Origin of the sequence: Atopomonas sediminilitoris, assembly GCF_022601735.1 — a bacterium.
GTDB lineage: Bacteria > Pseudomonadota > Gammaproteobacteria > Pseudomonadales > Pseudomonadaceae > Atopomonas > Atopomonas sediminilitoris.
On record NZ_JAKUMM010000003.1, the window covers coordinates 211,672 to 235,791 of the forward strand.

The window sequence follows — 24,120 nt, forward strand, 5'->3', positions numbered from 1 at the left end:
AGTGTGATCCTGACTAACAACGCGCAGCGTTGGATGACAGCAAAGTGGTTGCCATTCTAACCAAAGTCATCCATTGCGGGGATTAATCTCCAACCCTGCCACAGCACGGTGACAGATTGACGCTTGGCCAACAAACAAATACTGTATATAAAAACAGTTATTGAGCCTGCCGTCATGCCTACTGCTGCCCGCTTCCATGCCCGCGCCCATTCTGACCTGCAAATGAGCCTGCCGCTGTATGTTAGCCGCGTCCCTGCCGGTTACCCCAGCGCCGCCGAAGATTTTAGCGACAGTCGTATCGACTTTAATGAGTTATTGATTCGCCGTGAGGAGCACTGTTTTGTCGTCACCGTGGTGGGAGAATCCATGCAAGGCGCCGGCATTTTAAGTGGCGATTTGCTCGTAGTAGACCGCAGCTTGATCGCCAAACCCGGCGACATTGTGGTGGCCGCGATCAATGACGAAGCCTTGGTCAAAGAGCTTATCGTGCTCGATGGCCTGCATTATTTGCAGTCCCATCACCCCGACTACCCCCCCATCGCCATTGCCGGTGATAACGACGTCAGCATTTGGGGGGTGGTATGTCATGCCATACATTCGCTACGCTGACGCCCCCTTTGTGCCTGCCCGATGGACCCCCTATGCGCCGTTTCGCTGTACTCGCCGTTATGTTTTGTAGTTTGGGCGCCCAAGCCGAGCCCCGTGTTTGGGGTTATCAAGAGCGCGCGCTGTTGCCTGAGCTCAACTTAAGCCTGCAGACCAAGCTGGACACTGGCGCCCTAACGGCCAGCCTGCATGCAACCGAGATTGAGAAATTTGAGCGTGACGATGAAGACTGGGTGCGCTTTCGTACCGGCGACGGCAAAAAAAGCTGGTTGATTGAGCGACCGATTGAAAAACATAGCCGTATCAAGCGCCGTAGCGACGACCTGACTGACGAGCACAAGAAAAGCTACAGCCGCCGCCCAGTGATCCTGATGCCCATCTGCATCGGCGATCAACTGCAAGAAATCCCGGTCAACTTGGTAGATCGCAGCCGCTTTGTGAACCCTTTATTGATTGGGCGCGAAGGTTTGGAAACTTTTGCCGTTTTAATCGACCCAAAGGGCCATCACTTAGCTAAAAAACCACGCTGCCAAGCACCCAGCGATAACGACTAATCCGCGGATAGGCCATCTGCCACTCGCCATTACTGCTGATTCGCCTTGCTCGCCACAACGTCAAAGGATTACCGCATGCTTTTTACCGTCCGCTCATTTGTTAGCCTGTGCGCGCTGACCAGCTTGCTCGGTGGCTGCTCTGTGTTTGATACACCCAGCACACCACCACAGGACAACACTGCACGACTTCAAGGCATGCTGACGTGGACTAACCAACAACACACCTTTGTGCCTTGCAATGAAGGCCGCACCTTTTGGCTGGAAGACCACAGCCAACAACTCGAGCAAGCGTTCTGGAATCTCGCCCCCGGCAGTGGCATGCAAGTGTTTGCCGACCTCAGCGGCGAGCTCAAAGGTAAGCCCAAGCAAGGCAGCGGCATGCGCAGCGACGGTTTGTTTGAGGTGCAGCAAGTGCATCGCGTCAATGCCGAAGGCTTGCAATGCGTTGATCTCAACTTCGCAGCCAGTCTTTGGCGCGCGCACGGCAACGAGCCGGGCTGGAGCGTGCGCATTGGTCGCCAAGGCATGCAGCTAGAGCGCGCCGACTTCCCGCCCATGGCGCTGCCCTACATCGTCGAGGCCGTGCCTAACGGGCAGCACAGTTACAGCAGCGAGGCCAACGGGCAACGCATTGAGCTGAACCTGCAACCCGGTGAATGCCGCGACAGCATGACCGGCGCGTTCAGCAACTGGCAGGCCCGCTTAAGCATCGGCGATAAAGTTTTTCGTGGCTGCGCCTACCCTGGCGCACTGCAGACAGCGGAATCTCAGCCAAGCAAACCGCTCAGCGCCGACTAACCTCGTACCTTGGTGCTTTGGTGCTTTGGTGCTTTGGTGCCTTGCAGCGCGCAACGCGGCTCAAGGCACCTGCTGTCTTCCTCGCCACCAACCCTCTGCCTCCACCCGCTATGCTGTAATCAACCTGCATGCTCTGCATCAAGATGATTCGCTGCACCGCGTGCCAGTCTGGGTTATGCCTACGGACAGGAGACGTCTATGACCATCAAAGTTGCTATCAACGGCTACGGCCGCATCGGCCGCGCACTGCTACGCATCATCAGCCAAAACCCGCAGTATCAAGACCTCGAACTGGTCGCCATTAATGATCTTGGCGATGCACAGACCCTCGCGCATCTGACCCGCTATGACTCAACCTTTGGCCCGCTGCACGCAGAACTCAGCGAACACGACGGGCACTGGCGTATTGGCCAACAACACATCACGCTGCTGGCGGAAAAAGACCCCAGCAAGCTGCCTTGGCAAGCACTGGGCGTTGATCTGGTCTTGGAGTGCAGCGGCAAGTTTAAGCAGCGCCAGCAAGCGGCCGCGCACTTGCTCGCCGGTGCTAAGCGCGTGCTCGCTTCGCACCCGATGGACGATGCCGATCTGACCTTGGTCTACGGCGTTAACCACCAAGCCTTAACCGGCGCCATGCAGGTTGTTTCCAACGCCTCGTGCACCACCAATTGTTTAGCCCCGGTAGCGCACGTGCTCGACCAGTTGTGCGGCATTGAAAGCGGCTTAATCACCACCGTGCATGCCTACACCAATGATCAAAACCTGTTGGACAAGACCCACAGTGACTTGTATCGCGCTCGCGCAGCGGCGCTGTCGATGATCCCCAGTAAAACCGGAGCGGCCAAAGCCGTTGGCCTAGTGCTGCCGCACCTTAACGGCAAGCTCGATGGCTTAGCCGTGCGCGTCCCCACGCCTAACGTGTCTCTGGTCGATTTGGTCGCCCAAGTTCGCACACCGCTCGACAAAGAAGCCCTCCATCACGGCTTTAGCCAAGCGGCCGCCGCCATGCCACACGGTGTATTAGCGGTGAATGATTTGCCACTGGTGTCGGTAGACTTCAACGGCAATCCGCATTCCGCCACCCTCGACAGCGGTCAAACCCGCGTACAGGGGCACTTGATTAAGCTAATGGCTTGGTACGACAACGAATGGGGCTTTGCCCATCGCATGTTGGATGTGGTGCAGCACTGGCAGACGGTGTAACCCAGCCTTACAACAACACTTTAAAACCACACCTGATTAACCGCAGCTTATAACCAAAGAGCAGCTTATTAACTTAAAAGCATCTAATTTGGCTCTTAAACAGCCGGTACAATCGCCGGCTTTTTAAGGCCAGCCACCCGCCCGGCCTTGATACGAGCCCGATCATCGGGCTCACGCAGCGGCGATCATCACGCCGCCCACCCTCTTCGACCGTGATCCGGGAGATTGCATGAACAGCACACCACGTGCCAGTGCTTGGGCGCTATTGCCTTTGCTGGTATTTCTCGCTCTATTTTTAGGCAGTGGCCTGTACCACAGCCATATCGGCACTGACTTCGCTTTTTACCAGTTAAAAGCACCGGTCGCAGCCTTAGTCGCACTCTTGGTAGCGCTGTGCTTAGGCCGCGAGAGCCTTAATCGCAAGCTGGATACTTTTATTGCCGGCATTGGCGACTCCACCATTATTTTGATGTGCTTGGTGTTTTTATTAGCCGGTGCGTTTGCCGCCGTGACCAAGGCCATTGGCGGTGTAGATGCCACCGTCAGCTTGGGCTTAAGCCTGCTCCCCGAACAACTCATCCTGCCCGGCCTGTTTATCGTGGCGGCTTTTTTGGCCACCGCCATGGGCACTTCAATGGGCACCATTGGTGCGCTAGCTCCGGTGGCTGCAGGCTTCGCCCAAGCCACCGGGCTTGATATGCCTTTAACCATGGGCGCAGTGATTGGCGGGGCGATGTTTGGCGATAACTTATCGATCATCTCCGACACCACCATCGCCGCCACGCGCTCACAAAACGTCGGCATGCGCGACAAGTTCATGCTCAACCTGCGGATCGCACTACCGGCGGCAATCGCCACCTTGCTGTTACTGGCTTGGCTTGGCACTGGCGCGCAGAGCGAGCCGCGCGAAAGCGCTAATGTGTGGCTAGTACTGCCTTATGTGGCGGTCTTGGCACTGGCGATTAGCGGCTTAAATGTGATTTTGGTGTTACTGGCCGGCATTGTCCTGTCAGGCATTAGCGGGCTATTGCTGGCACCTGACTACGGCGTGCTGAAGTTCGGCAACGATATTTACGCAGGCTTTGCAGGCATGCTGGAAATCATGTTGCTATCGATGCTGATCGGCGGCCTATCCGCACTCATGAAGACGCAAGGCGGTTTGGCTTGGCTCAGCCAAGGCATTGCCAAGCTCACCACCCTGCTCGCCATCGGCCAACGTCGCGCGGGTGAGTTTGCGATTGCCGCCGTGGTCAGCCTAGCCAACTTGTTTGTCGCCAATAACACCGTGGCGATCATCCTCAGCGGTGAAGTCGCGAAGAACATCGCGCAAAAAGACAACGTCGACCCCAAGCGCAGCGCCAGCTTGCTGGATATCTTTTCTTGCGTGGTGCAAGGCGTGATTCCTTGGGGCGCACAAATACTGCTGGCCGGCTCGCTGGCTGGCGTCTCGCCGTTAGCTTTGGTGAGTTCGGTGTACTACTGCTGGCTATTGGCCGCGGTCGCGGTTGTCTCCATCATCCTTGGGCGCCCGCGCGGCTAAAGTGTTCGACCACCGGCGCGGGTAATGCCGCGCCTTGCTCGGCAGTTGCGGCAATCTGCACGATCAGCGCGGGCAAGTCATAACCTTGCGCCGCCAACCAAGCATCGTCGTAATAAGTGCTGGCATAACGCTCACCACTGTCACACAACAACGTCACGATCGAGCCTTGCTGCCCTGCCGCGTGCATTTGTTCGGCCGCCAGCAACACGCCGAGCAAGTTGGTGCCGCTCGAGGCACCGACCCTGCGCCCTAGCCGCTGCGCCAAATAGTGCATCGCCGCCAGCGACCAAGCGTCCGGCACCTTGAGCATGGCGTCCAACACCTGCGGCACAAACGAAGCCTCCACTTGTGGCCGACCTATTCCCTCAATCCCCGAACCACGCGCCAACGTCAGCTGTGCATCCCCGGTGAGGTAGTTCTGGTAAAACACCGAGTGCTCCGGATCAACCGCCAGCACTTGGCTGTCATGACGCTGATAACGCACGTAACGGCCGATGGTGGCCAAAGTGCCGCCCGTGCCCGGGCTCGCCACAATCCATGTCGGGATGGGGTAACGCTCGCGGCTCATCTGCTGAAAAATCGATTCCGCAATGTTGTTATTGGCGCGCCAATCGGTAGCACGTTCGGCAAAGGTGAATTGATCCATAAAGTAGCCGCCTTGCTCACGCGCCAAGCGGGCGGACTCGCTGTAAATCGCTTTGGGATCATCCACCAAGTGACACTGACCACCGTAGAAAGTGATTTGCGCGATTTTCGCCTGCGACGTCGTGGCCGGCATCACCGCAATAAACGGCAGGCCGAGCAAGCGAGCAAAATACGCCTCCGACACCGCCGTAGAGCCGCTCGACGCTTCAATTACTGGCGCACCTTGGCGCAACTTACCGTTACACAAGGCGTACAAAAACAACGAACGCGCCAAACGGTGCTTCAAGCTACCCGTCGGGTGGCTGGACTCGTCTTTGAAATACACATCGATACCGGCGAACCCTGCCAGATCAAGCGGTATCAAATGCGTGTCGGCGCTGCGATTAAAATCCGCCTCAATAATGGCAACCGACTGACTCACCCACTGGCGCTGCGCTGGCATAAACTTAATCCTTAAAAAACTCCTTTAAAATTAGTCGGGTATACTCACCTGCGCTAGGCACAGCGGTGTGAAACATCCCCACACAGTTGCGGTTTGTACTCCACCCGCGTCCCTCATAAATTATTGTGACGTCATTCATGCGGCCCGCCAGAAGGTCGTGGTCACCCTGAAGGAGCTCCATTTATGGTACGCATCAGGCATCGCCTCAAGCGGTTTGTCGAACTGGAATCGGCCGGCGGCATCCTGCTGATCCTTGCCGCGATACTGGCGCTGGTGATTAATAACTCGCCCTTATCTTTCCTCTACGACTACTTTCTTGAAGTGCCGGTGGCGGTCAAAGTCGGCGCACTGGCCATCGACAAGCCCTTACTGCTGTGGATTAACGACGGCCTGATGGCACTGTTCTTCTTGCTGATCGGTTTAGAAGTTAAACGCGAACTGCTCGAAGGCCACCTATCACGCCCCTCACAAGTTGTTTTGCCTGGCATGGCCGCAATCGGCGGCATGCTGGTGCCGGCAGCCGTTTTTTGGTGGTTCAACCATCACGAAGCCGAAGCCCTTAAAGGCTGGGCGATCCCCATGGCCACCGACATTGCCTTTGCCTTAGGTATTTTGGGGCTCTTGGGCTCCCGCGTGCCGGTCACCCTGAAACTGTTTTTAATGACCTTGGCCATCATCGACGACTTGGGCGCCATTGTTGTGATCGCCCTGTTTTACTCGGCGGATCTGTCCAACACCTCACTGGTATTTGCTGGCATCTTCTTAAGCACCATGGTGCTGATGAACCGCATGGGCGTGAACAAGCTTGGCCCATACTTGATCATCGGTTTGTTCTTGTGGGTGAGCGTCCTCAAGAGCGGCGTTCACGCCACGCTCGCAGGCGTCGCCATGGCCTTTATCATCCCGCTACGCACCACCGATGGCAGCCCTTCGCCATTGCTGCTGGCCGAGCATGCGCTGCATCCTTGGATTGCCTTTGCCATCATGCCGATCTTCGCGTTTGCCAACGCCGGTGTCTCCCTGCAAGGGCTGACCTTCGCCAGCTTGCTTGACCCGGTGCCACTGGGGATCGCCGCCGGCTTGCTGATCGGTAAAACCGTCGGTGTGTTTGGCTTTAGCTGGCTCACGATTAAAACGCGCATGGCAGACATGCCCGCCGCCAGCAATTGGACGCAAATACTGGCGGTCTCGGTGTTGTGCGGTATTGGTTTCACCATGAGCTTATTCATCGGCTCGCTGGCCTTTGAACCGGGCGTCAACCCGCATGCAGGCCTCGACCGGCTGGGTATTTTGGTTGGCTCCTTCTTCTCGGCCGTGATTGGCTATTGGTTAATGGCCAAATCAAGCCCGGCGAAAGAGCAGCCATAAATAACGCGCAATAAAAAACCCGAGACTGAGTCTCGGGTTTTTTATTGCCGGCTAAGCAATCAGGCTTCGCTAACCGCCTGCTTGATCAGGGTTTGCAACTCGCCGTTTTCAAACATTTCCAGCACGATATCGCTGCCACCGACCAGCTCACCTTTTACCCACAACTGCGGGAAGGTTGGCCAGTTCGCATACTTCGGCAGGTTGGTGCGAATGTCCGGATTTTGCAGGATGTCGACGTACGCGAATTTTTCGCCACACGCCATCACGGCCTGCGAGGCACGCGCAGAGAAACCACACTGCGGGGCATTGGGTGAGCCCTTCATGTACAACAGGATGGTGTTGTTAGCGATTTGTTCTTTGATGGTATCGATAATGTCCACACTTCACCTCGGCTAAACCTGGCTGCTGTTGAATCAGCGAGCGCAATCACGTTGGCGGCGATTGTAACGAAAAAACCCACGTCTCGCCGCGCTTTAACGCAGTAATTCAGTCAACTACTGACCGGCGTCAAACGCAAGGCTAGAAACCGCCCGCCGACAACGCCAAGCGCACATCCGCTATGCCCGGCTCCACACGGGTGAGCCCAACCTCTTCGATGACCACGCCGCGGGCTTCTAATTCAGCCAGCCACGCAAACAGCGTCGTTACCGCTAAGCGCTCGACTTGCAGCTCAATCCAACCCGGTTGCTGCACATCGAGTCGCTGCAGGCGAATACCCTGCGCCTGCGCCGAGGCGGTCAGCAATCCTTGCAGTTGCTCGGCTTGCAGCGCTTGCTGAGCCACCGGCCGCCCAGTCACCGCCGGTGCATTGTGCATGATCAAAGCATTTAAGCTGCGCTGGCGTTGAAAGTCTTCGCCCGCCTGCTGTGCGTGGCGCTGCACCGGCAGCCAAGCCAGCACATACAACAGCACCATCAGCACAAAACCCGCCAACAGCAACAACGCGAAACGGTCCCGCGATGGCAGCGCTAACCACCGCTGCCCCAAAGGCAATGCTTGCCAGTTGCTCGTCATGCCTCACCTCCAATTTGGACCCGAGCGACCACGTTGTCACCTTCACGCGAGGCCGAGCCCACCTGCGCATCCAGCCCCTGTTCTTGCAGCTGCCGGCGTAGTGCTTCTAGCGCTGCAAAATCGCTGGCTTCAACCTCTAGACTCAAGCTATCGGCACTGCGTCGATAATCCACTTGTAACACCCGCACGTTCGTCCCTTGGCTGAGCAAGCCGCCGGCCACCTGTTGCAGCTGGCCGATAAAACCCGCGCCTGTTGGCGCTTGTTCTTGACGCAAGTGCTCACGAAATTGCGCCTCTAAATTGACGATGCGGCGATCTTGCGGAAACAGTGTTTGATATTGCGCGCGGCTTTGTTCAGCCAACGCATCGGCCTGCTGCTGTAGATACAGACCTTGCCCCAGATTAAACGACCACTGCAGCAGCACAGCCAAGCCCAGCAGTGCCGCCACAGGCAGCCAACGCTTGGCCGGCGTGCGATCGGTTGGCGGCGCGTAATCCCCCTGCGCCAACTCGATGGCCACGGCGCTCGCTTGCGGACGCTGCAGTTCGGTCGCACTCGGCCAGTCTGCATGCGCCTCACCTTGTAGGCGCCAACCTTGCGCATCATGTTGCGCCAATAGGCTGTGCAAGGTTTCGCGGGTAACCGCCAGACATTGCCCGTCGGCGCTGTACCAAAGACCACGCCCCTGCCACAAACACCACGCCGCCTGCTCGGCTTGACCGACCAATTGACTAGCCAATTGATCCGCATCGACCTGCACACTGCTGACTTGCGCATTCAACGCCGCCAGCTCAGCTAACCAGCCCTCCAAGCGCGTCTTACGCAGCGCCAACACCCGCGTTTTGCCCTGCTCCTCGCGACCAATGGCGAGGTGCAAGGCGTCAACATCTTCGGCCAGTTGTTCTTCAACCGCATAGGCCAGCGCCTGCTGCAACCAACGCTGTTTGCGGGTCGGCAGCTCAACCGTGAGCACCGTGACCGACTCAACGGGGATTAACACCTGTAGCGCCACAGGGCTTGGCTGCTCGGCCAATAGCGCTTGCCACTCATCCCAGTCACCGCGCCCAGCATGGCCCTGCTCATCCCACCATCGCAGGTCATCCAGCGCACTCAATGCCAGGCCTTGGGCCGCCTGCGGGCCTAGACTCAACTGCCACATGGCTTATTGCTCCTTCTTCACTGGCTTGCTGACTTGCGGCCAGCGCTGACTAAAATCGCGCCCGAGCACATGCACCTTACCTTGCGCGTCACGCTGCAACGTCGATTGCACCACGCGCTGAGCATCACCCAAACGCACTAAGGTGGTCACGGTAAAAAAATGGCTACCAACACTTAAACCTTGCGCCGCTACGCCCATGCCAGCCAGTGCTGACTGACTCAAAAAACCAGCCACATCGGGATAACCTTGGGCGCCCCGCGCGGCGACCAACACCTTGGCGCTGTCAGGCGTGAGCGGATCGGCCAAGGTGCTTAGCAGCAACGCGCTGGCAGTATTGATATTCAGCGGTGCCTGCGCCGGTAATGCGCTGACCCACGGGGCTAACTTGCGCCAGTCTTCATCGCTCATGCCGAGCAGCAGGCGCATCTCGCTGGCGTCGGCCAACAGGCGATTGCCGGCTCGGTACGGCGGTTGCTGCAATAAATAGGCGCCATCTTCAGCGCCCTGTTCGCCTGAAACCTCTTGATCGGCATCCAGCCAATCGGCCAAGCGCTGCGCATAAGGCGCACGGATGTCTAAGCGCAGCAACAGGCGCTGCAGGCGTTGCACGGCGTTTTGATCGACCTGCTTATCGCGCAGCAAGCTATTGAGATTGAAACGCCCCGACACATCTTCGATGCGTACTTGGATTTCACCGCCGTCCACCGGATACGCCGGCAAAGGTTTGGCCCACGCCTCTTGCAGGTGATCCAATGGCTGCGCTGGATTGCCAGCCAGCGCATCACGCTGCAATAACGCTTGCGCCAAGCGCTCGCCACCCAAGGCGTAATGCAGCGCTTGACGCTGCGTGATCGGCACACCAACCGCGCGAATGGTCAGCTGCTGCCGGCTGATCATCGCCGCGCTCACCACAGTGACCAGCGCCACGATCAGCAGCACCGTAATCAAAGCCACGCCCTGTTGTGCCCGCTTCACTGCGTGGCCTCGCTGGATGGCGTCTGATCCGCGTTTTGACTGGAATCTTGATTAGCCGCCTGCCCCGGCTCGGTTTGCGGTGGGCCATCGGGTAAGCGCCACTGGCGCAGTAACTCGCCGTAATGCGGATGCTGCAAGGTCAGGCGCAACGCCTTGGGCAGTTTCGGTTCGGCTTCGGCACCGCCACTGCTGCGGGTATCGGCCAAGGGCCATTGGCTGTGCCACTGCCCTTGCTCGTCCATCACTTGCAGCTGCCAACCTTGCTGTTGGCTCAGCACACTTTGTGGCTGGGCGAGCGAGTCCTGTGCTTGATCGAGCACCTGCCAATATTGCCGGGTGAGCTGATCATTTTGATACTGCCATCGCACCCGTTGTAGCTGGCTACGTGCGTGCGCCAGCGGATTACTCCAACCGGCGCGGGTGAACTCTAAAATTTGCTGATTGCTGTCGCCTTGCAAGCTCAGCGCCGGCAGCTCATCACCGTACGCGCTGCGAATCGGGCGCGGGCGCAATTGCAGAATGTCGCGTTCGAAGACCTCCAACGCGCGCACCAACTCACGCAGGCGCAGCTCTTGGACTTTGATGCGCTGATCGCTTTGCAGCACCGTGTCGAGCATGCGGTAGGTGGCCAAGCCGACCAAGGCAAAGATGCTTATCGCAATCATCACCTCCAGCAAGGTAAAGCCAAGCTGCTGACGAACTCGCATCAACTGCCGGCTCCGACAAAACCTACCAAGCTGAGCACGGCGCGCTCTTCAAGCGGGCTGTTATCCGGCTGATCAGGCCGTGGCGCCACCCATACCGTCACGCGCAACATGCCGGGCTCGGTGGTAGTTTCGATCAGCTCTAAGCGCTGCCAGCGGCGACCGGCGTAATCGAGCTCGGTTTGCTCGCGCCCAGACTGCACCGTGCCTTGCCATTGCAGCTCTTGCAGCCGGTTATCCGCTATCCAACTGGCTAAGGTTTTGTCCTCTAAGCGCATGGCGTTGTTTACGCTGCGGCCACTGGCAACCAGAATTACTGCGGCCAAGGTCGCAAAGATCGCCAACGCCACAAGCACCTCCAGCAGGGTAAACCCGCGGGCGTTCACTGCAGTTGCTCCAGCGCGGCCAAATTAAACCCATCGCCGGCAATCAACCAACGGTTCGCTTGCTTGGGCACCGCCACGCTCAGGCGAAATGGGCTGAACTCACCGCTGGCCAAAAACAACAGTTGCGGCAATGGCGCGGCGGTGCTGGGGGCATCTTGTTCCTCTTCGCTGGGGCTGGCTAACGCCCACGGCTCACCTTGCAGCTCCAGACTAAAGCGCAACGGCTCGGCCAAGACTAACGGAGCGAACTGCGGCACCGGCTGCCAACGCTGCTCATCGGCCTGCCACTGCCAGAGTGACAAGCGATTGGCCTCAACCTGCACGCCATAATCGACCCCGGCCAACAATGCCTCATCCAGCAGCAGTTGCAGCAATTGCTGGCTGCGCTCGGCTTCCCGTGCGTATTGCCGCTCGGGGCTGACCAAGCCACTGGAAAAGCTCACCAAGCTGACCAGCGTGCCGATGATGACCAGCACCACCAACAGCTCGATCAGAGTGAAGCCGCGCATTGGCCGCATGATGGTTTAGATATCCCAGCTGCCGATATCGGCATCAAGGTCGCTGCCGCCTTCTTTACCGTCAGCCCCTTGCGAATACAGATCAAAAGCGCCTTTGCTGCCCGGCTGCAGGTACAGGTAGGCATTGCCCCAAGGATCAACCGGCAGTTTTTTCAGGTAGCCGTCTTTATTCCAGTTTTTCGCTGCTGGGTTACCGGAAGGCTTGTTCACCAGCGCCTCGATCCCCTGCTGCGTACTGGGATAGCTGTGGTTGTCCAGCTTGTACATGTCCAACGCGGCGGAGATGGCTTTGATGTCGTTTTTAGCCACCGTCACCTTGGCCTGATCAGGGCGGCTCATCACCTGTGGCACCACCAGCGCGGCCAGAATACCCAGAATCACCACCACGACCATGATTTCAATCAGCGTAAAACCGCCTTGCTTACGTTGCATGCACTACCCCACCAGTTGGTTAAGCGAAAGAATCGGTAACAGAATTGCCAGCACAATCACCAGCACCACCGCGCCCATAAACACCAGCATGAACGGCTCAAATAGGCCGACCAGCAGGCCAATTTGGGCGGCCAAGTCGTTTTCTTGGGTGCGGGCGGCGCGCGCCAACATGTTATCTAACTCGCCAGAGCGCTCACCGCTGGCCAGCATATGTAACAGCATCGGCGGGAAATCACCGGTGGCCTCCAGAGCGCGCGTAAGACTGGAGCCTTCACGCACCTTTTGTGCGGCTTGCTCGACGCGGCCACGAATCGCCATATTGCCGATCACCGCCGCCGCAATGCCTAAGCCATCCACCAAGGGCACCCCGCTGCGGCTCAAAATCGCCAAGGTGGAGGCAAAGCGTGCGGTGTGCGTCGCACGTGACAAGCGGCCAATCAGCGGCAGGCTGAGCAAGGCCTGATCCCACGTTAAGCGCAGCGCCGGCTGTTTAAGCAGCTGACGTAAGCCAATCAAGCCTGCGATGCTCAGCAGTACCACCAACCAGCCCCAACCTTTAACAAACTCGCTGCTGGCGATCAGCCCTTGCGTTAACGCCGGTAACGTTTGCCCGGTGTTGACGAACACCTTAACCACATCCGGCACCACGTAACCGAGCAAAAAGCCGACGATACCTAAGGAGGCCACCATCAAAATCACCGGATACATCAGCGCCAGCTGAATACGCTGGCGCGACTGGTAACGCTGCTCGGTGTAGTCGGCCAATTGTTCGAGCACCAAGCCCAAATGCCCCGAATGTTCACCGGCAGCCACCGTGGCGCGATACAAGTCGGGAAAGGCGCTGGGAAATTCTTTTAAGCTTGCGGCCAAGCTGTGCCCTTCTAGCACGCGGCCACGCACCGCCAGCAGCATACTTTTCACTTTGGCCGTGGTGGACTGCGCCGCCGCGGCGCGCAGCGCTTCTTCGATCGGTAACGCGGCTTGCACCAGCGTGGCCAACTGTCGCGTCAGCAGCGCCAAATCACGCGCTGATAGACCACGGACAAAACCTACACGCGGCGTGCCCGGCTGCGACTTGCTGCGCGCCGGCTGCACATCTAGTGGTGACAGTTTTTGCTCGCGCAATTGTTGCCGCGCTTGGCGGGCGCTATCGGCCTCCAGCACGCCTTTGCGCTGGCGGCCCGCGTTATCCAGGGCGAGGTATTCAAAGGCAGCCATTAACGCTTACTCCTCGCGCGTCACACGCAGCACTTCTTCCAGCGTGGTGGCCCCTTCCAAAACTTTGCGCCGACCATCCTCACGAATGCTCGGGCCCAAGGTGCGGGCGTGGCGCAGCATGTCTTGCTCGCTGGCGTTGGCGTGGACTTGCGTGCGCAAGGTGTCGTCCAGCACCACCAGCTCGTAAATGCCGGTGCGCCCGCGATAACCCAGCTGGCGGCAGTCATCGCACCCACAAGCGCGGTACAAGGTCGGCGGGGTGCTGGCTGGCACATTAAGCACCGCGCACTCGGCCGCATCCGCTTGATAAGCTTGTTTGCAGCTCGGGCACAGCACGCGCACCAAGCGCTGAGCCAACACGCCAAGCAACGATGACGACAGCAGAAACGGCTCCACGCCCATATCCACCAAACGCGTCACCGCACCGATGGCGCTGTTGGTGTGCAAAGTCGACAGCACCAAGTGACCGGTCAGCGAGGCTTGCACAGCGATTTCGGCGGTTTCTTTATCGCGAATCTCACCCACCATCACCACATCCGGGTCTTGCCGCAAAATGGCGCGCAGCCCACGGGCAAAGGTCATATCGACCTTACCGTTAACCTGTGTCTGGCCGATGCCTTCGAGGTGATATTCGATGGGATCCTCAACGGTGAGGATGTTACGGGTGTGGTCATTCAAGGTGACCAAACTGGCGTACAAGGTCGTGGTTTTACCCGAGCCGGTGGGGCCGGTGACCAGAATAATGCCGTGCGGTTTGGCGAGAATATCTTGCATCAACGCACGGTCGCGGGCGCTCATCCCCAAGTGCGGCAGGCTCAGGCGTCCGGCCTGCTTATCCAACAAACGCAGCACCACGCGCTCACCGTGGTTGGACGGCAAGGTCGACACGCGGATATCCACCTCACGGCCGGCCAAGCGCAGCGAGATGCGACCATCCTGCGGCACACGCTTCTCGGCGATATCCAAACGCGCCATCACCTTGATCCGCGAGACCAGCAAGGTCGCCAACTCGCGGCGCGGCTGCAATACCTCACGCAGAATGCCGTCGATGCGAAAGCGCACCACGAGGCGTTTCTCAAAGGTTTCGATATGGATATCCGAGGCGTTTTCTTTGATGGCCTCGCTCAGAATGGCATTGATCAGGCGAATGATCGGCGCGTCGTCTTCCTGCTCTAGCAGGTCTTCGGTTTGCTGCACTTGCTCGGCAAGGCTGGCCAAGTCGAGGTCAGCACCTAAGCCCTCAGCCACTTGCATGGCGCCGGAGGTGTCTTGTTGGTACACCGCGGCTAACTGTTGATCAAACGCGCTGGGATCGAGCAGTTGCCACGGCAGTGCCTGCCCAACCAAACGTTGGACTTCAGCCAACACGCTTAAACTGATGCCCGCTTTGTGGCAAATCTGTAACCGCCCTTGGTCAGTGCACAGCAACACGCCATGACGGCGCGCGAAGGCGTAGGGCAAACGGGTAGCGGCCAAGCTGGCTGCGGCGGGTGCGATAGCATTCATAGGCAAGGTGCAATCTTCTTAGGGCGCTTTTGCGCCGCTTATTATCGTGTCAGAACCAGTCTGTTACCGCGCACTAGAGCATATTTGCACCGCAGTGACCACCTCCCAAATGTGTGGCACTGCGCTATAGCGCGCTGCGATAGTCTTGTTATGATGCAGCCCTGCCCTGGTTGGCAACCCAATAATAAGAATGATGGCCACGCGCCACGACCCACGGAGTTATCCCTTGACGAGCGACCACCTCGCCCGCCTTAAACAACATGCCCCAACCCTAGTAGCGATTACGCTGGTGGTGCTGTTGAGCCTGTCGTTAACCTGGCAAGCCATTGCGCTGATGAAAACTCTGCGGGCGCCCGTTAGCGCGCCGCAATTAAGCAGCGCCAGCCATGACAACGACCAACCCGCCTCGGTCGAGCTGAGCGAACTGTTTGGCGATGCGCCGGTGATCGCCAGCAGCGCCCCGGAAACCAATTTGCAGCTGACCCTCGAGGCCAGCTTTGTCCACCCCGACAGCAGCCGTTCGGCAGCGATTATTCGTGACCAACAGCGCAAAGCGCAGCGCTACGTGATCGACAGCGAGATCAGCGCCGGCGTGCGCTTGCTCGAAGTGCATCCCGATCACGTGGTACTCGGCCGCGGCGCCGCCCGCGAAAGTCTGTACTACCCCGCCAGTCGTTTACGCAGTAGCGCCGATGCCATGCCCGCAGGCTCGGTGTACGAGCAAGCCGAAGTGGTCAACGACCTCGAACAATTGCAAGACGAAAACTATCAATTGCTGCGTGAACGCATGGAAAGCCTGCGCCAAGAAATGAGCGCCGCCGGCATCTCTTCTGATAACTCACCTTCTGAGACCGAACCCAGCCCATGAGCCAGCCCGTTGCCCTTCGCCCGCTGCTAACGTCCCTCGCGCTGGCCGTCAGCCTCGCTCTAGCCCCTGTAGCCGTCAGCGTGGCCGCCACCAATAACAGTGGCATTCATAGCCAACGCCAAGCCAGCGGCGAAGAACGCTGGACGATCACCATGAAAGACGCCGACATCCGCGAGTTTGTCGAGCAAGTGGCGAGCATCACCGGCGAAACCTTTGTGATTGATCCACGGGTCAAAGGCCAAGTCTCGGTTATCTCCTCGACGCCACTGACCCTCAGCGAGGTCTATCAGCTATTTTTATCGGTGATGAACACCCACGGCTTTACCGTGATCACGCAGGGTGAACAAGCGCGTGTGGTGCCCAGCAATGAAGCTAAAGCCGAAGGCAATCAAGGTCGCCCCGCACCCGATAACTTAGAAACGCGCCTCATCCAAGTGCAGCACAATGCCGCCGCCGAACTGATTCCGATTATTCGCCCGCTGGTGCCGCAGTACGGACATTTAGCTGCGGTGGTCTCGGCCAATGCCATCATCATCAGCGACCGCCGCGCCAACATCGCACGCATTGAGCAGCTGATTCGCGAAGTTGACCAAAGCAACGCCCGCGATTACAGCGTGATCACCCTGCAGCATGCGTGGGTGATGGATGCTGCCGAAGTGTTGAATAACTCGCTTAACCGCGGCCAAGCCAAAGGCACCAGCAACGTGCAGGTGATTGCTGACAGCCGCACCAACCGTTTGATTCTGCTCGGTCCAGACCAAGCCCGCGCCAAGCTTGCGGCACTCGCCCGCTCACTAGACACCCCCAGCGCGCGGTCGGCCAACACCCGCGTGATTCGCTTGCGCCATAACGACGCCAAAGCTCTGGCAGAAACCTTGGGCGACATCACCGAACAACTGAAACAAGGCTCTACCGAGGGCGGCACGCAGCAAAAACTGTTGATTCGTGCCGACGAAAGCCTCAATGCCCTGATCGTGCTGGCCGACCCTGATTTGGTTGCTACCGTCGAAGACATCGTGCGCCAGCTGGATATTCCACGGGCGCAAGTGTTGGTGGAAGCGGCGATTGTCGAAGTGGCCGGCGACATCACCGATGCTTTAGGGGTGCAGTGGGCGATTGATGCGCGCGGTGATACCGGCGGCGTCGCGGGCGTTAATTTCGGCAATACCGGCATTTCCGTCGGCACCGTGATCTCAGCGATTGCCAACGACAAAATCCCGGATAACTTCAGCTTGCCCGACGGCGCCATCATTGGCGTGGGCACTGACAGCTTTGGCGCGCTGATCACCGCGCTATCAGCCAACAGCAAGAGCAACCTGCTGTCGACGCCGAGCATTTTGACCCTGGATAACCAAAAGGCCGAAATCTTAGTCGGACAAAACGTGCCGTTTCAGACCGGCTCATACACCACCGACGCGGCTGGCTCGAGCAATCCATTTACCACGATTGAGCGCAAAGATATCGGCGTCAATCTTAAGGTCACGCCACACCTGAACGAAGGCCAAACCTTGCGCCTTGAAGTGGAACAAGAAATCTCATCCATCGCCCCCAGCACCTCGCTCAGCTCGCAAGCGGTGGATTTAGTCACCAACAAGCGCTCGATTAAAACCACGATTTTGGCCGAAGACGGTCAAGTGATTGTGCTCGGCGGCTTGATTCAAGACGATGTGGTCACGTCCGACTCTAAGGTGCCGCTGCTGGGCGATATCCCATGGCTGGGTCGGCTCTTCCGCTCTACCCGCGAGCAACACATCAAACGCAACTTGATGGTGTTTTTACGCCCCAGTTTAGTCCGCGATGCCGCCGGCCTAGCAGCGCTATCGGGCAAGAAGTACAGCGATATCCAAATCATCAACCAAAACAGCAACAGCGCGCAGCCGAGCATTTTGCCGCGCACGCCCAATCAACTGTTTGATGGCCGCAACAATGGCCCTGCAACGCTGGACTTAAGAACAGCGCCATAAACTCCCCCACTGAGGCGTTAACGTATGAGCAGTTCCATGGTGATGTTGCCGCTGTTAGCCCAAGCACTACTGACACTGGGCTTGTACCCGCTGCTGTTAAAACGCAAAAAGGCTGCGCGCGCCGCTGGCCTTGTAGACGAACAGCGCGCGCCGCTGGATGAAGCGGCTTGGCCAGACCCCGTGCGCCAAGTGAATAACTGCATCAACAACCAATTTGCCAGCCCAGTGCTGTTTTACGTGCTGGTACTGGCCCTGCATCAACTCGGCGCCGCCAATGGCTTTACCCTGCTCGTTGGCTGCGCTTACGTTGCCAGCCGCTATGTCCATGCGTGGGTGCATGTCGGCAGCAACTATGTGCCGCATCGGCGTAACTGCTTTGCCCTCGGCATTGCCTTGTTGTTGCTCTTAGCGGGGCAACTGGGGGTCACACTGCTGTAACCCCGCCCCACTTACACGGCTAAGTTGAAGGCAAATAGTCTTCAATGCATACCTCATCGATCAGCTCAGGCGGCATATAGCGCTGCGCGTACTGCAAGTACACGCCTGAGCGTAAAAACAGCGCAAACACATCGCCATCAATGTGCTCATCGCGCTGCATAAAGCTCATGATCTTTAAGGCTTGCGAAAGCTTTTTGCCCTCTTTGTAAGGCCGATCAATCGCGGTGAGCGCCTCAAAAATATCGGCCACTGCCATCATCCGCGCCTGCCAGCTCATGTCTTCACGCCGTAAGCCACGGGGATAACCTTGGCCATTCATCTTTTCATGGTGACCGCCTGCGATCTCCGGCACTTCGCGCAAATGCCGTGGAAACGGTAGTTTTTCCAACATGAGGATGGTTTGAATGATGTGTTCATTGATTTTGTAGCGCTCCTCATGGGTTAAGGTGCCGCGCGGCACGCTTAAATTGCTGAGTTCGCCACGTTGATACAGCAGCGTTGGGGTCTGCATGCTAAAGCCTTGGCCAAAGTCGCGCGATGCTGGTCGTTCGATGGCGTGCTCGGGCTTGTCAGCCAACAAGGGTTCGGCACAAGGCAAGGCAGGCTCAGGGGTTTGCTGCATGCGCGCTAGCTCCTCATGCCCAACGCCCAAACGGTCTGACAAGGTGCGCTGCCAACGACGCTCGGCCAACGCTTGTAATCGCGTCAGATCTTCGTCGCTCATCGGCACATCACCATTGTTGCAGCGCGCCACAAAGGCAAAATCATCATCCAGTTGCTGCAACGTAGCGTCTAATTGCGCCAACGCTGTTGGCTCAGCAACATCCGCCGCGCGCTGTTGCCAGTAGCTGATTTGCGCGTCGCGCTTGAGCACTTCAAAGCGCATGCGCACTTCATGAATACGGTCGTACAAGGTCTCAAGTTTGGTGGCTTTATCCACCACATACTCCGGCGTGGTGATTTTGCCGCAGTCATGCAACCAACCGGCGATATGCAACGCCTCCCAACCTTCATCGTCGAGGTTGAAGCCCTGCAACGGCCCTTGGTTTTGCTCGCACGCGGCCTTAGCCAGCATCTTGGTGAGCTCAGGCACGCGCTGGCAGTGGCCCCCGGTGTAGGGGCTTTTGGCGTCAATGGCGCCGGCCAACAGTTGAATAAAGGCTTCTAACAAGTGCTTTTGTTCGTTCAACAAACGCTGACCATTGAGTGCCACCGCCGCCACATTCGACAAGCTGCGCGCAAAAGCCATCAGCGCGTCATTTAGTGGATTTCTGGATTGATCAATCAGCAGCGCCAGCACGCCAATCAGCTCGTGCTTGGGGTTGTACAGCGGTAAGGACCACAGTGTTAATCCGTGGCTTTGCGCCGGCAGCGCTGCGAAGTCTTGGTTTAAGACGCGCGCATCCAATAACGCAGGGCTGTTTTGATTAAATGTTTGAATCAAGCTATGAGTTGCGTCCGCCAAGGGCACCACCTGCTCGCTGGCCAAGCCCAACTCAGCGCCATGCCAACGCACCTGCCGCAGTGTCAGGGCCGCTTGCTGATCATCGTAGAGATAAATCAAAGCGCCTTCGGCATTGCAAACCTCTTGCATATCCTTAAGCACTTGCGCCAATAGGCGCTCAAAATGGGTTTCACTGGATAAGGCCAACGACAACTGTAAAAAGCGATGAATCGTCGCTTTCATTTTGCTCATGGCATTCGCTAGGTCATGCACTTCGGCAATGTTGGAGTCGACCTTAAGCACACTGGCAAAATCAAAGCGCTCGATTTTGGCCGCCTCCACCGCTAACGCGCGCAGCGGTCTAGCCGCTAGCTGCGCCAACGCCAGCGCCAAAGCGACACCGAGCAACAGCATCAAGCCACTAATCAACAAGGCTTGGTTGCGCTGCGCCACAGCCTGCGCCATTAATTCGTTTTCTGGCGAGGCCAATAACAAGGTCAAGCCGCTGCCTGCATCGCTCGGTATCGGGATACGCGCCACATGCCAGCCTTCGCCAGCCAGTGAGACTTGCTTTACCTGCAACCCTTCGCCTGGCAACGCATACGCTCGTTGCAAGGGCTCCAACGTGAGCTTGTCCATAGGTGGCAGTTCACCTAGCAACGAATCCACCGTCTGGTTAGGGGCGTGCCACGCCAAGACTTCACCCGCGGCACTGAGCAGTGCCAATTGCGAGTTGCTGGTAATGGTCTTGCTGGCCAACACGTGCTGCAGTTGCTGCAAAGTGGTGTCCGCCGCCACCACGGCCTTGCCGTTGTTCATCGGCATGGCGAGGGTAAAACCCACTTCGCCAGTGGTAAAAAACGCATAGGGGTTAGAGCGGTACAACTGACCACGGTTTTGCGCCTGCTGAAACCAGCGCCGTGTGCGCGGATCAAACTGATAATCAGGGCGCGGCTCGCGGGCTAGTTCACGCAGTTGCTGATCAAAGTACAAGAACTGCCCCGGCACGGGACTGCTGTGCATTTGGCTTTGCACCACCCAAACCGTACCCGCCGGCGCTTGACTGAATTTGCGCTTGAACAGCGGCAAGTCTTGCCAGCGGCGCAACAAAATAAAATCGCCGTTGTGATAACCCACGTAAACCGATGCCAGCTCGCCTTGGGTTTGTAGCGCCGTCTGCAAGATTGGCAAGTAGGTCAGTCGCTGCTCTAAAGACTCGGCGGCCATCAACGGCGAATGGCTTAACAGGTTAATGCTGGCCAAGCTCGGCTTATACAGCACCCGCAACTCAGCCTGGGTATAGCTCGCAATATCGGTGTAGCGCTGCTGTGCTTGATCCGCCAACAAGCGTTGGGTTTGCCAGTAATGAAACCCCGTACTGACCAGCGCAAACACCAACAACAGCCCGACAAACAAATAGGCGATGTGGATATACAGCGGGATTCGCCGTTTAAACATGCCATGCACTCCGATGCGTCCGTGTTCTGCACTATAGGTAAATCTGCGCTTACACACGAAAAAAGCCGGCCACAAGGGCCGGCTAAAGTGCGAGATAAACTTACTTGTCTTCGTTGCGCTGGTGCTTGAAGAACACTCCGCTATCGCCAAAGGCGGAGATGTTAAAGGCCGAGCTTAAGCTCATCTCACCCACCTTTACCGCGCTATTACGGCGCTCAGCGGCGTAACGACGACTCAACGAGGGGAAGATCGAGGTTTTGATCGACTGCGAGGTGGCGTACACGTCGTACAACACGGTGCCCGTCTGCAGCTGCAACAAGTCCGCACGGAAATCATGCGCCGTGCTGCTAAAGCGGCTCTTCACATCGCTACGCGGGACGAAATAAATCTGCGTCGGCGCTTTGGGCTGAGTAACCACTGTACCGTTGGCTGTTACCTCGGACATATCCGCCAAGCTCAGCAAAGTCGGCTTGCTGCTGACCAGCGAGAACAACACCGTAGTACCCAAGGTGTCGTTCGCTTCAGGCACGACGTATTGCGACAGCTCATTGCTAAAGAAATTGTAGTCGCTGCCCTGCCCCGACAAGGTGTAGAGCGCCGAGACGTTTTCAGACGGTTTGCCATCGACAAAGGCCTTCCACGCCAAACCGGGTGCAAAACCACGATCCGCCGGATCACCGGTCACCGATAGCCGCAACAAGCCATGCTCGGCCCCTTGGAACAAGCCGGTAAACGGATGCCCCGCCGTGGCAGTGAACTTGACCTTGGCCATCGCCCCGTGCGGGTGGATCGGCTTTTGGTGGCCGACCGGCGCAACGTCGGTCCGCTCTTTCACCTTGGTCCACAGCACTGAGCTGATCAAACCGCCGATATCCACCGGCTTAAGGGCCGGGACTTCGTCAGCCTTGTATTGCGTGCGCAAGGCACCGTTAACCCACAAGTGCTCTTGTTTAGCGGCGCCGTTCCACTGCTCGTAGTCGCCAGGAATGCGCAGACCCCAAGGTTTGAAGGCGTTATCGGCCCCCACCAAGCTGGCCACAAGATTAGGGTTATGACGCTTGAGCACGTCCACCATGGTGGTGTTTTCCACCCAGTCGTAACCTTCTTGGGTATACACCGCGGGGGTGTAGTCTTTGGTGTAGAAGCGGTCGGCCATCAGGCGACGTGAAGCATTCATGATAAAGATCTGAAACGCAGTCTCGCCGAAGGCAAAGCCCTCAGGACGCACGGTTTCGGCCAACATCCCCACCAAGGTATCGATCTTTTCGATGTCGTTACCGTACAGCTGCTTGAGCTTGTTCAGGGTAACGGCTTCCGTGGTCAGGTCTTCAAACTTGGTGATCGGCTTCAGGCCAATCTGACGACGAAACTCGTTGTAACGCGGCACGCCACGCTCACGGTCACGCAGCACATCGATGGTGGCAATATCCAAGTTACCTACCAGCGGCACCGACAAGTTACGCAAGAAGCTGGGGTAGTTATTCAGCGTCAACGAACCTGGATTGGTGATACCGAAGGAGTACCACAAGCGCTCGGCACCTTGGCTGCGCAGCATGCTTTCGGCGTCGCGGTCACGGGTGTTTTGTAAGGCCACCACGTCGCTCGGCTCGTTACTGCCGATGTTGTACACCTCGACGTTGTCACGCATCAGCGGGTGCATGCGGTATACGGCGACAAACTCTTCGGTCAGGGTGAACGGCACACCGTAGTTGTTCGGCGCGGTTGAGCCCACAATGCCGCTGAGGGCATGATCCAACGCCCCGTTACCCACACCGTCGGCCACGTTAGGGTCAAAGCCCAAAATCGCTTTCACAAACGAGTCAGACTTAGCGAGATCCTCACGCAGCTTGCGTACTTCATTTTGGTAGTCATCACGCGGACCACCTTGGCCCAGCAAACCCCACCAGTTGGCGTACATGGCACGCTCGGTAACAGGGTTCGCGATCACCGCAGGAGTCCATTCCACGGTGTGGATCTTGGCCATGAGGGCCGCGTTAATCAGACGTGCTTTGTCGTACAGCCACTGATCTGATTTGCCCGGATACTTTTGCGCCAACATGCTGGCAATGCTGTTGTGCTCTTTGGTGAACAGCTGGTGCAGCATGCTCAGGCCAACCCACCAGTTGTTGTTAAAACCGGTGATGGGCTTTCCCGACAGCAACTCGGCCGGCAGCGTGCCGTCTGGATTAATCTTCAGCAGGCCACCCTCAAAGGTGCGGATCGCATCGCTGGCGTCTTTGTTGCTGCCGTAGATCTGCGAGCCATCCCACCAATGCGTGTTGTGGTTACGGAAGGTATTGGGCTTGCCGGCATCAGCACCGCTACGGGTTGGGTCGGGCTGGGTGCGTTTGACCGTTAGCGAACCAGAACCTAACGCGTCACCGGCTGGCAACGGCACTTGAATCGGGTCGGCATCGGCGTTGGGGCCGTGGTCAAACCAGTCGTGCACCATGAACTGAATCCATGCTGCGGCAATAAAGTTCAGACTCGGCGCCGGCTTAAACTCTTCGCGCGCCATGACCAGGTTACTGACTTCACGCGGGTTGGGTGATAACAGCGTGCTGGTTTCACCCTGCCCCACGGCGGGGTCAACGTTGCGACCAAAGCGGCGATAAACCGAGCCCTCGGCAGGGTTGCTGAGGATGTTACAGGTGCCGTCTTCGGTACGAGCGGTGAGGCTGCGCTCGTCGCACTCAATATCGGCGTTATAAGGGCCGTAGTTTTCTAGATCAAACAGGTTGTTCTCAAACAGTTCCTGTCGCTCAACGGCCAGTACAATCAGACCAGCCATCACACCGAGCGTGCCTAGCTTGGTCAACGCCGGCCAAGTTACCCATGGCGTCATCACTCTCTCTCCTACGCTTATTGTCGTTATGGTG

At 57.8% G+C, this 24,120-nt stretch carries 22 protein-coding genes; 9 read left to right on the forward strand and 13 right to left on the reverse strand.

Translation table 11 applies throughout. The features are described from left to right. The first annotated feature begins 174 nt into the window (after nt 1-174). The 5 genes from MKI83_RS05710 (at nt 175) to MKI83_RS05730 (ending at nt 4,701) form a co-directional block, all read left to right on the forward strand. Nucleotides 175-609, forward strand: coding sequence for a LexA family protein (locus MKI83_RS05710; protein WP_241583942.1), 435 nt, complete (start codon nt 175-177; stop codon nt 607-609). Between the two features lie 32 nt (nt 610-641). Continuing rightward, nucleotides 642-1,160, forward strand: coding sequence for an ATP-dependent zinc protease family protein (locus MKI83_RS05715; protein ID WP_241583944.1), 519 nt, complete (start codon nt 642-644; stop codon nt 1,158-1,160). Nucleotides 1,161-1,235: 75 nt separating this feature from the next. Further along, nucleotides 1,236-1,958, forward strand: a complete 723-nt coding sequence (locus MKI83_RS05720) for a COG3650 family protein (protein ID WP_241583946.1) — start codon at nt 1,236-1,238, stop codon at nt 1,956-1,958. A gap of 198 nt (nt 1,959-2,156) precedes the next feature. After that, nucleotides 2,157-3,161 carry a type I glyceraldehyde-3-phosphate dehydrogenase gene (gene gap / locus MKI83_RS05725; protein WP_241583948.1) on the forward strand — a complete coding sequence of 335 codons (1,005 nt, stop codon included), beginning with the start codon at nt 2,157-2,159 and terminating at the stop codon, nt 3,159-3,161. Nucleotides 3,162-3,390: 229 nt separating this feature from the next. Further along, entirely contained in the window at nt 3,391-4,701 is a 1,311-nt protein-coding gene (locus MKI83_RS05730) for a Na+/H+ antiporter NhaC family protein (protein ID WP_241583950.1), read from the forward strand. Here MKI83_RS05730 and MKI83_RS05735 read toward each other — a convergent pair. Further along, nucleotides 4,676-5,788 (reverse strand): PLP-dependent cysteine synthase family protein, encoded by a 1,113-nt coding sequence (locus MKI83_RS05735; RefSeq protein WP_241583951.1) that lies wholly within the window; start codon nt 5,786-5,788, stop codon nt 4,676-4,678. The two genes, MKI83_RS05730 and MKI83_RS05735, sit on opposite strands and share 26 nt — an antisense overlap. Before the next feature lie 183 nt (nt 5,789-5,971). On the opposite strand from MKI83_RS05735, the gene nhaA reads away from it, so the two are divergent. Then, nucleotides 5,972-7,156, forward strand: coding sequence for a Na+/H+ antiporter NhaA (gene nhaA, locus MKI83_RS05740; protein WP_241583952.1), 1,185 nt, complete (start codon nt 5,972-5,974; stop codon nt 7,154-7,156). Nucleotides 7,157-7,215: 59 nt separating this feature from the next. On the opposite strand, the gene grxD is transcribed toward nhaA, so the two are convergent. The 10 genes from grxD to gspE all read right to left on the reverse strand — a co-directional run bounded on the left by grxD (nt 7,216) and on the right by gspE (nt 15,069). Next, nucleotides 7,216-7,536 (reverse strand): Grx4 family monothiol glutaredoxin, encoded by a 321-nt coding sequence (gene grxD / locus MKI83_RS05745; protein WP_241583953.1) that lies wholly within the window; start codon nt 7,534-7,536, stop codon nt 7,216-7,218. Between the two features lie 139 nt (nt 7,537-7,675). Further along, complete coding sequence (locus MKI83_RS05750) at nt 7,676-8,170, reverse strand: type II secretion system protein M (protein WP_241583954.1); 495 nt, start codon at nt 8,168-8,170, stop codon at nt 7,676-7,678. After that, nucleotides 8,167-9,330, reverse strand: a complete 1,164-nt coding sequence (gspL, locus tag MKI83_RS05755; RefSeq protein ID WP_241583955.1) for a type II secretion system protein GspL — start codon at nt 9,328-9,330, stop codon at nt 8,167-8,169. Before gspL ends, MKI83_RS05750 begins: the two co-directional genes overlap by 4 nt. Before the next feature lie 3 nt (nt 9,331-9,333). Further along, nucleotides 9,334-10,305, reverse strand: coding sequence for a type II secretion system minor pseudopilin GspK (gene gspK, locus MKI83_RS05760; protein WP_241583956.1), 972 nt, complete (start codon nt 10,303-10,305; stop codon nt 9,334-9,336). Beyond that, complete coding sequence (gene gspJ / locus MKI83_RS05765; RefSeq protein ID WP_241583957.1) at nt 10,302-11,012, reverse strand: type II secretion system minor pseudopilin GspJ; 711 nt, start codon at nt 11,010-11,012, stop codon at nt 10,302-10,304. Before gspJ ends, gspK begins: the two co-directional genes overlap by 4 nt. Further along, nucleotides 11,012-11,395, reverse strand: coding sequence for a type II secretion system minor pseudopilin GspI (gene gspI / locus MKI83_RS05770; RefSeq protein ID WP_241583959.1), 384 nt, complete (start codon nt 11,393-11,395; stop codon nt 11,012-11,014). Before gspI ends, gspJ begins: the two co-directional genes overlap by 1 nt. Then, nucleotides 11,392-11,904, reverse strand: a complete 513-nt coding sequence (gspH, locus tag MKI83_RS05775) for a type II secretion system minor pseudopilin GspH (protein WP_241583960.1) — start codon at nt 11,902-11,904, stop codon at nt 11,392-11,394. Before gspH ends, gspI begins: the two co-directional genes overlap by 4 nt. 15 nt (nt 11,905-11,919) lie before the next feature. After that, nucleotides 11,920-12,345 (reverse strand): type II secretion system major pseudopilin GspG, encoded by a 426-nt coding sequence (gene gspG / locus MKI83_RS05780; protein ID WP_241583961.1) that lies wholly within the window; start codon nt 12,343-12,345, stop codon nt 11,920-11,922. 3 nt (nt 12,346-12,348) lie between these two features. Next, on the reverse strand, nt 12,349-13,563 hold the full coding sequence (xcpS, locus tag MKI83_RS05785; protein ID WP_241583962.1) for a GspF family T2SS innner membrane protein variant XcpS: 1,215 nt from the start codon (nt 13,561-13,563) through the stop codon (nt 12,349-12,351). 6 nt (nt 13,564-13,569) lie between these two features. Beyond that, nucleotides 13,570-15,069 (reverse strand): type II secretion system ATPase GspE, encoded by a 1,500-nt coding sequence (gspE, locus tag MKI83_RS05790; protein WP_241583963.1) that lies wholly within the window; start codon nt 15,067-15,069, stop codon nt 13,570-13,572. A 226-nt stretch (nt 15,070-15,295) separates the two neighbouring features. Here gspE and MKI83_RS05795 point away from each other — a divergent pair, with 226 nt between their 5' ends. Genes MKI83_RS05795 through MKI83_RS05805 form a run of 3 tightly spaced genes read left to right on the forward strand, consistent with a single transcriptional unit; the run spans nt 15,296 to nt 18,339 of the window. Then, nucleotides 15,296-15,937 (forward strand): type II secretion system protein N, encoded by a 642-nt coding sequence (locus MKI83_RS05795; RefSeq protein ID WP_241583964.1) that lies wholly within the window; start codon nt 15,296-15,298, stop codon nt 15,935-15,937. After that, a complete protein-coding gene (gene gspD / locus MKI83_RS05800) occupies nt 15,934-17,901 on the forward strand; it encodes a type II secretion system secretin GspD (protein ID WP_241583965.1) in 1,968 nt (655 codons plus the stop codon). Before MKI83_RS05795 ends, gspD begins: the two co-directional genes overlap by 4 nt. A 24-nt stretch (nt 17,902-17,925) precedes the next feature. Continuing rightward, a complete protein-coding gene (locus tag MKI83_RS05805; RefSeq protein WP_241583966.1) occupies nt 17,926-18,339 on the forward strand; it encodes an MAPEG family protein in 414 nt (137 codons plus the stop codon). A 19-nt stretch (nt 18,340-18,358) separates the two neighbouring features. On the opposite strand, the gene MKI83_RS05810 is transcribed toward MKI83_RS05805, so the two are convergent. Beyond that, the gene (locus MKI83_RS05810) at nt 18,359-21,241 is read right to left on the reverse strand and encodes an HD domain-containing phosphohydrolase (RefSeq protein WP_241583967.1); all 2,883 of its coding nucleotides are present in this window, start codon (nt 21,239-21,241) and stop codon (nt 18,359-18,361) included. 100 nt (nt 21,242-21,341) lie between these two features. Beyond that, nucleotides 21,342-24,086, reverse strand: a complete 2,745-nt coding sequence (locus tag MKI83_RS05815; RefSeq protein ID WP_241583968.1) for a peroxidase family protein — start codon at nt 24,084-24,086, stop codon at nt 21,342-21,344. Nucleotides 24,087-24,120: the final 34 nt, after the last annotated feature.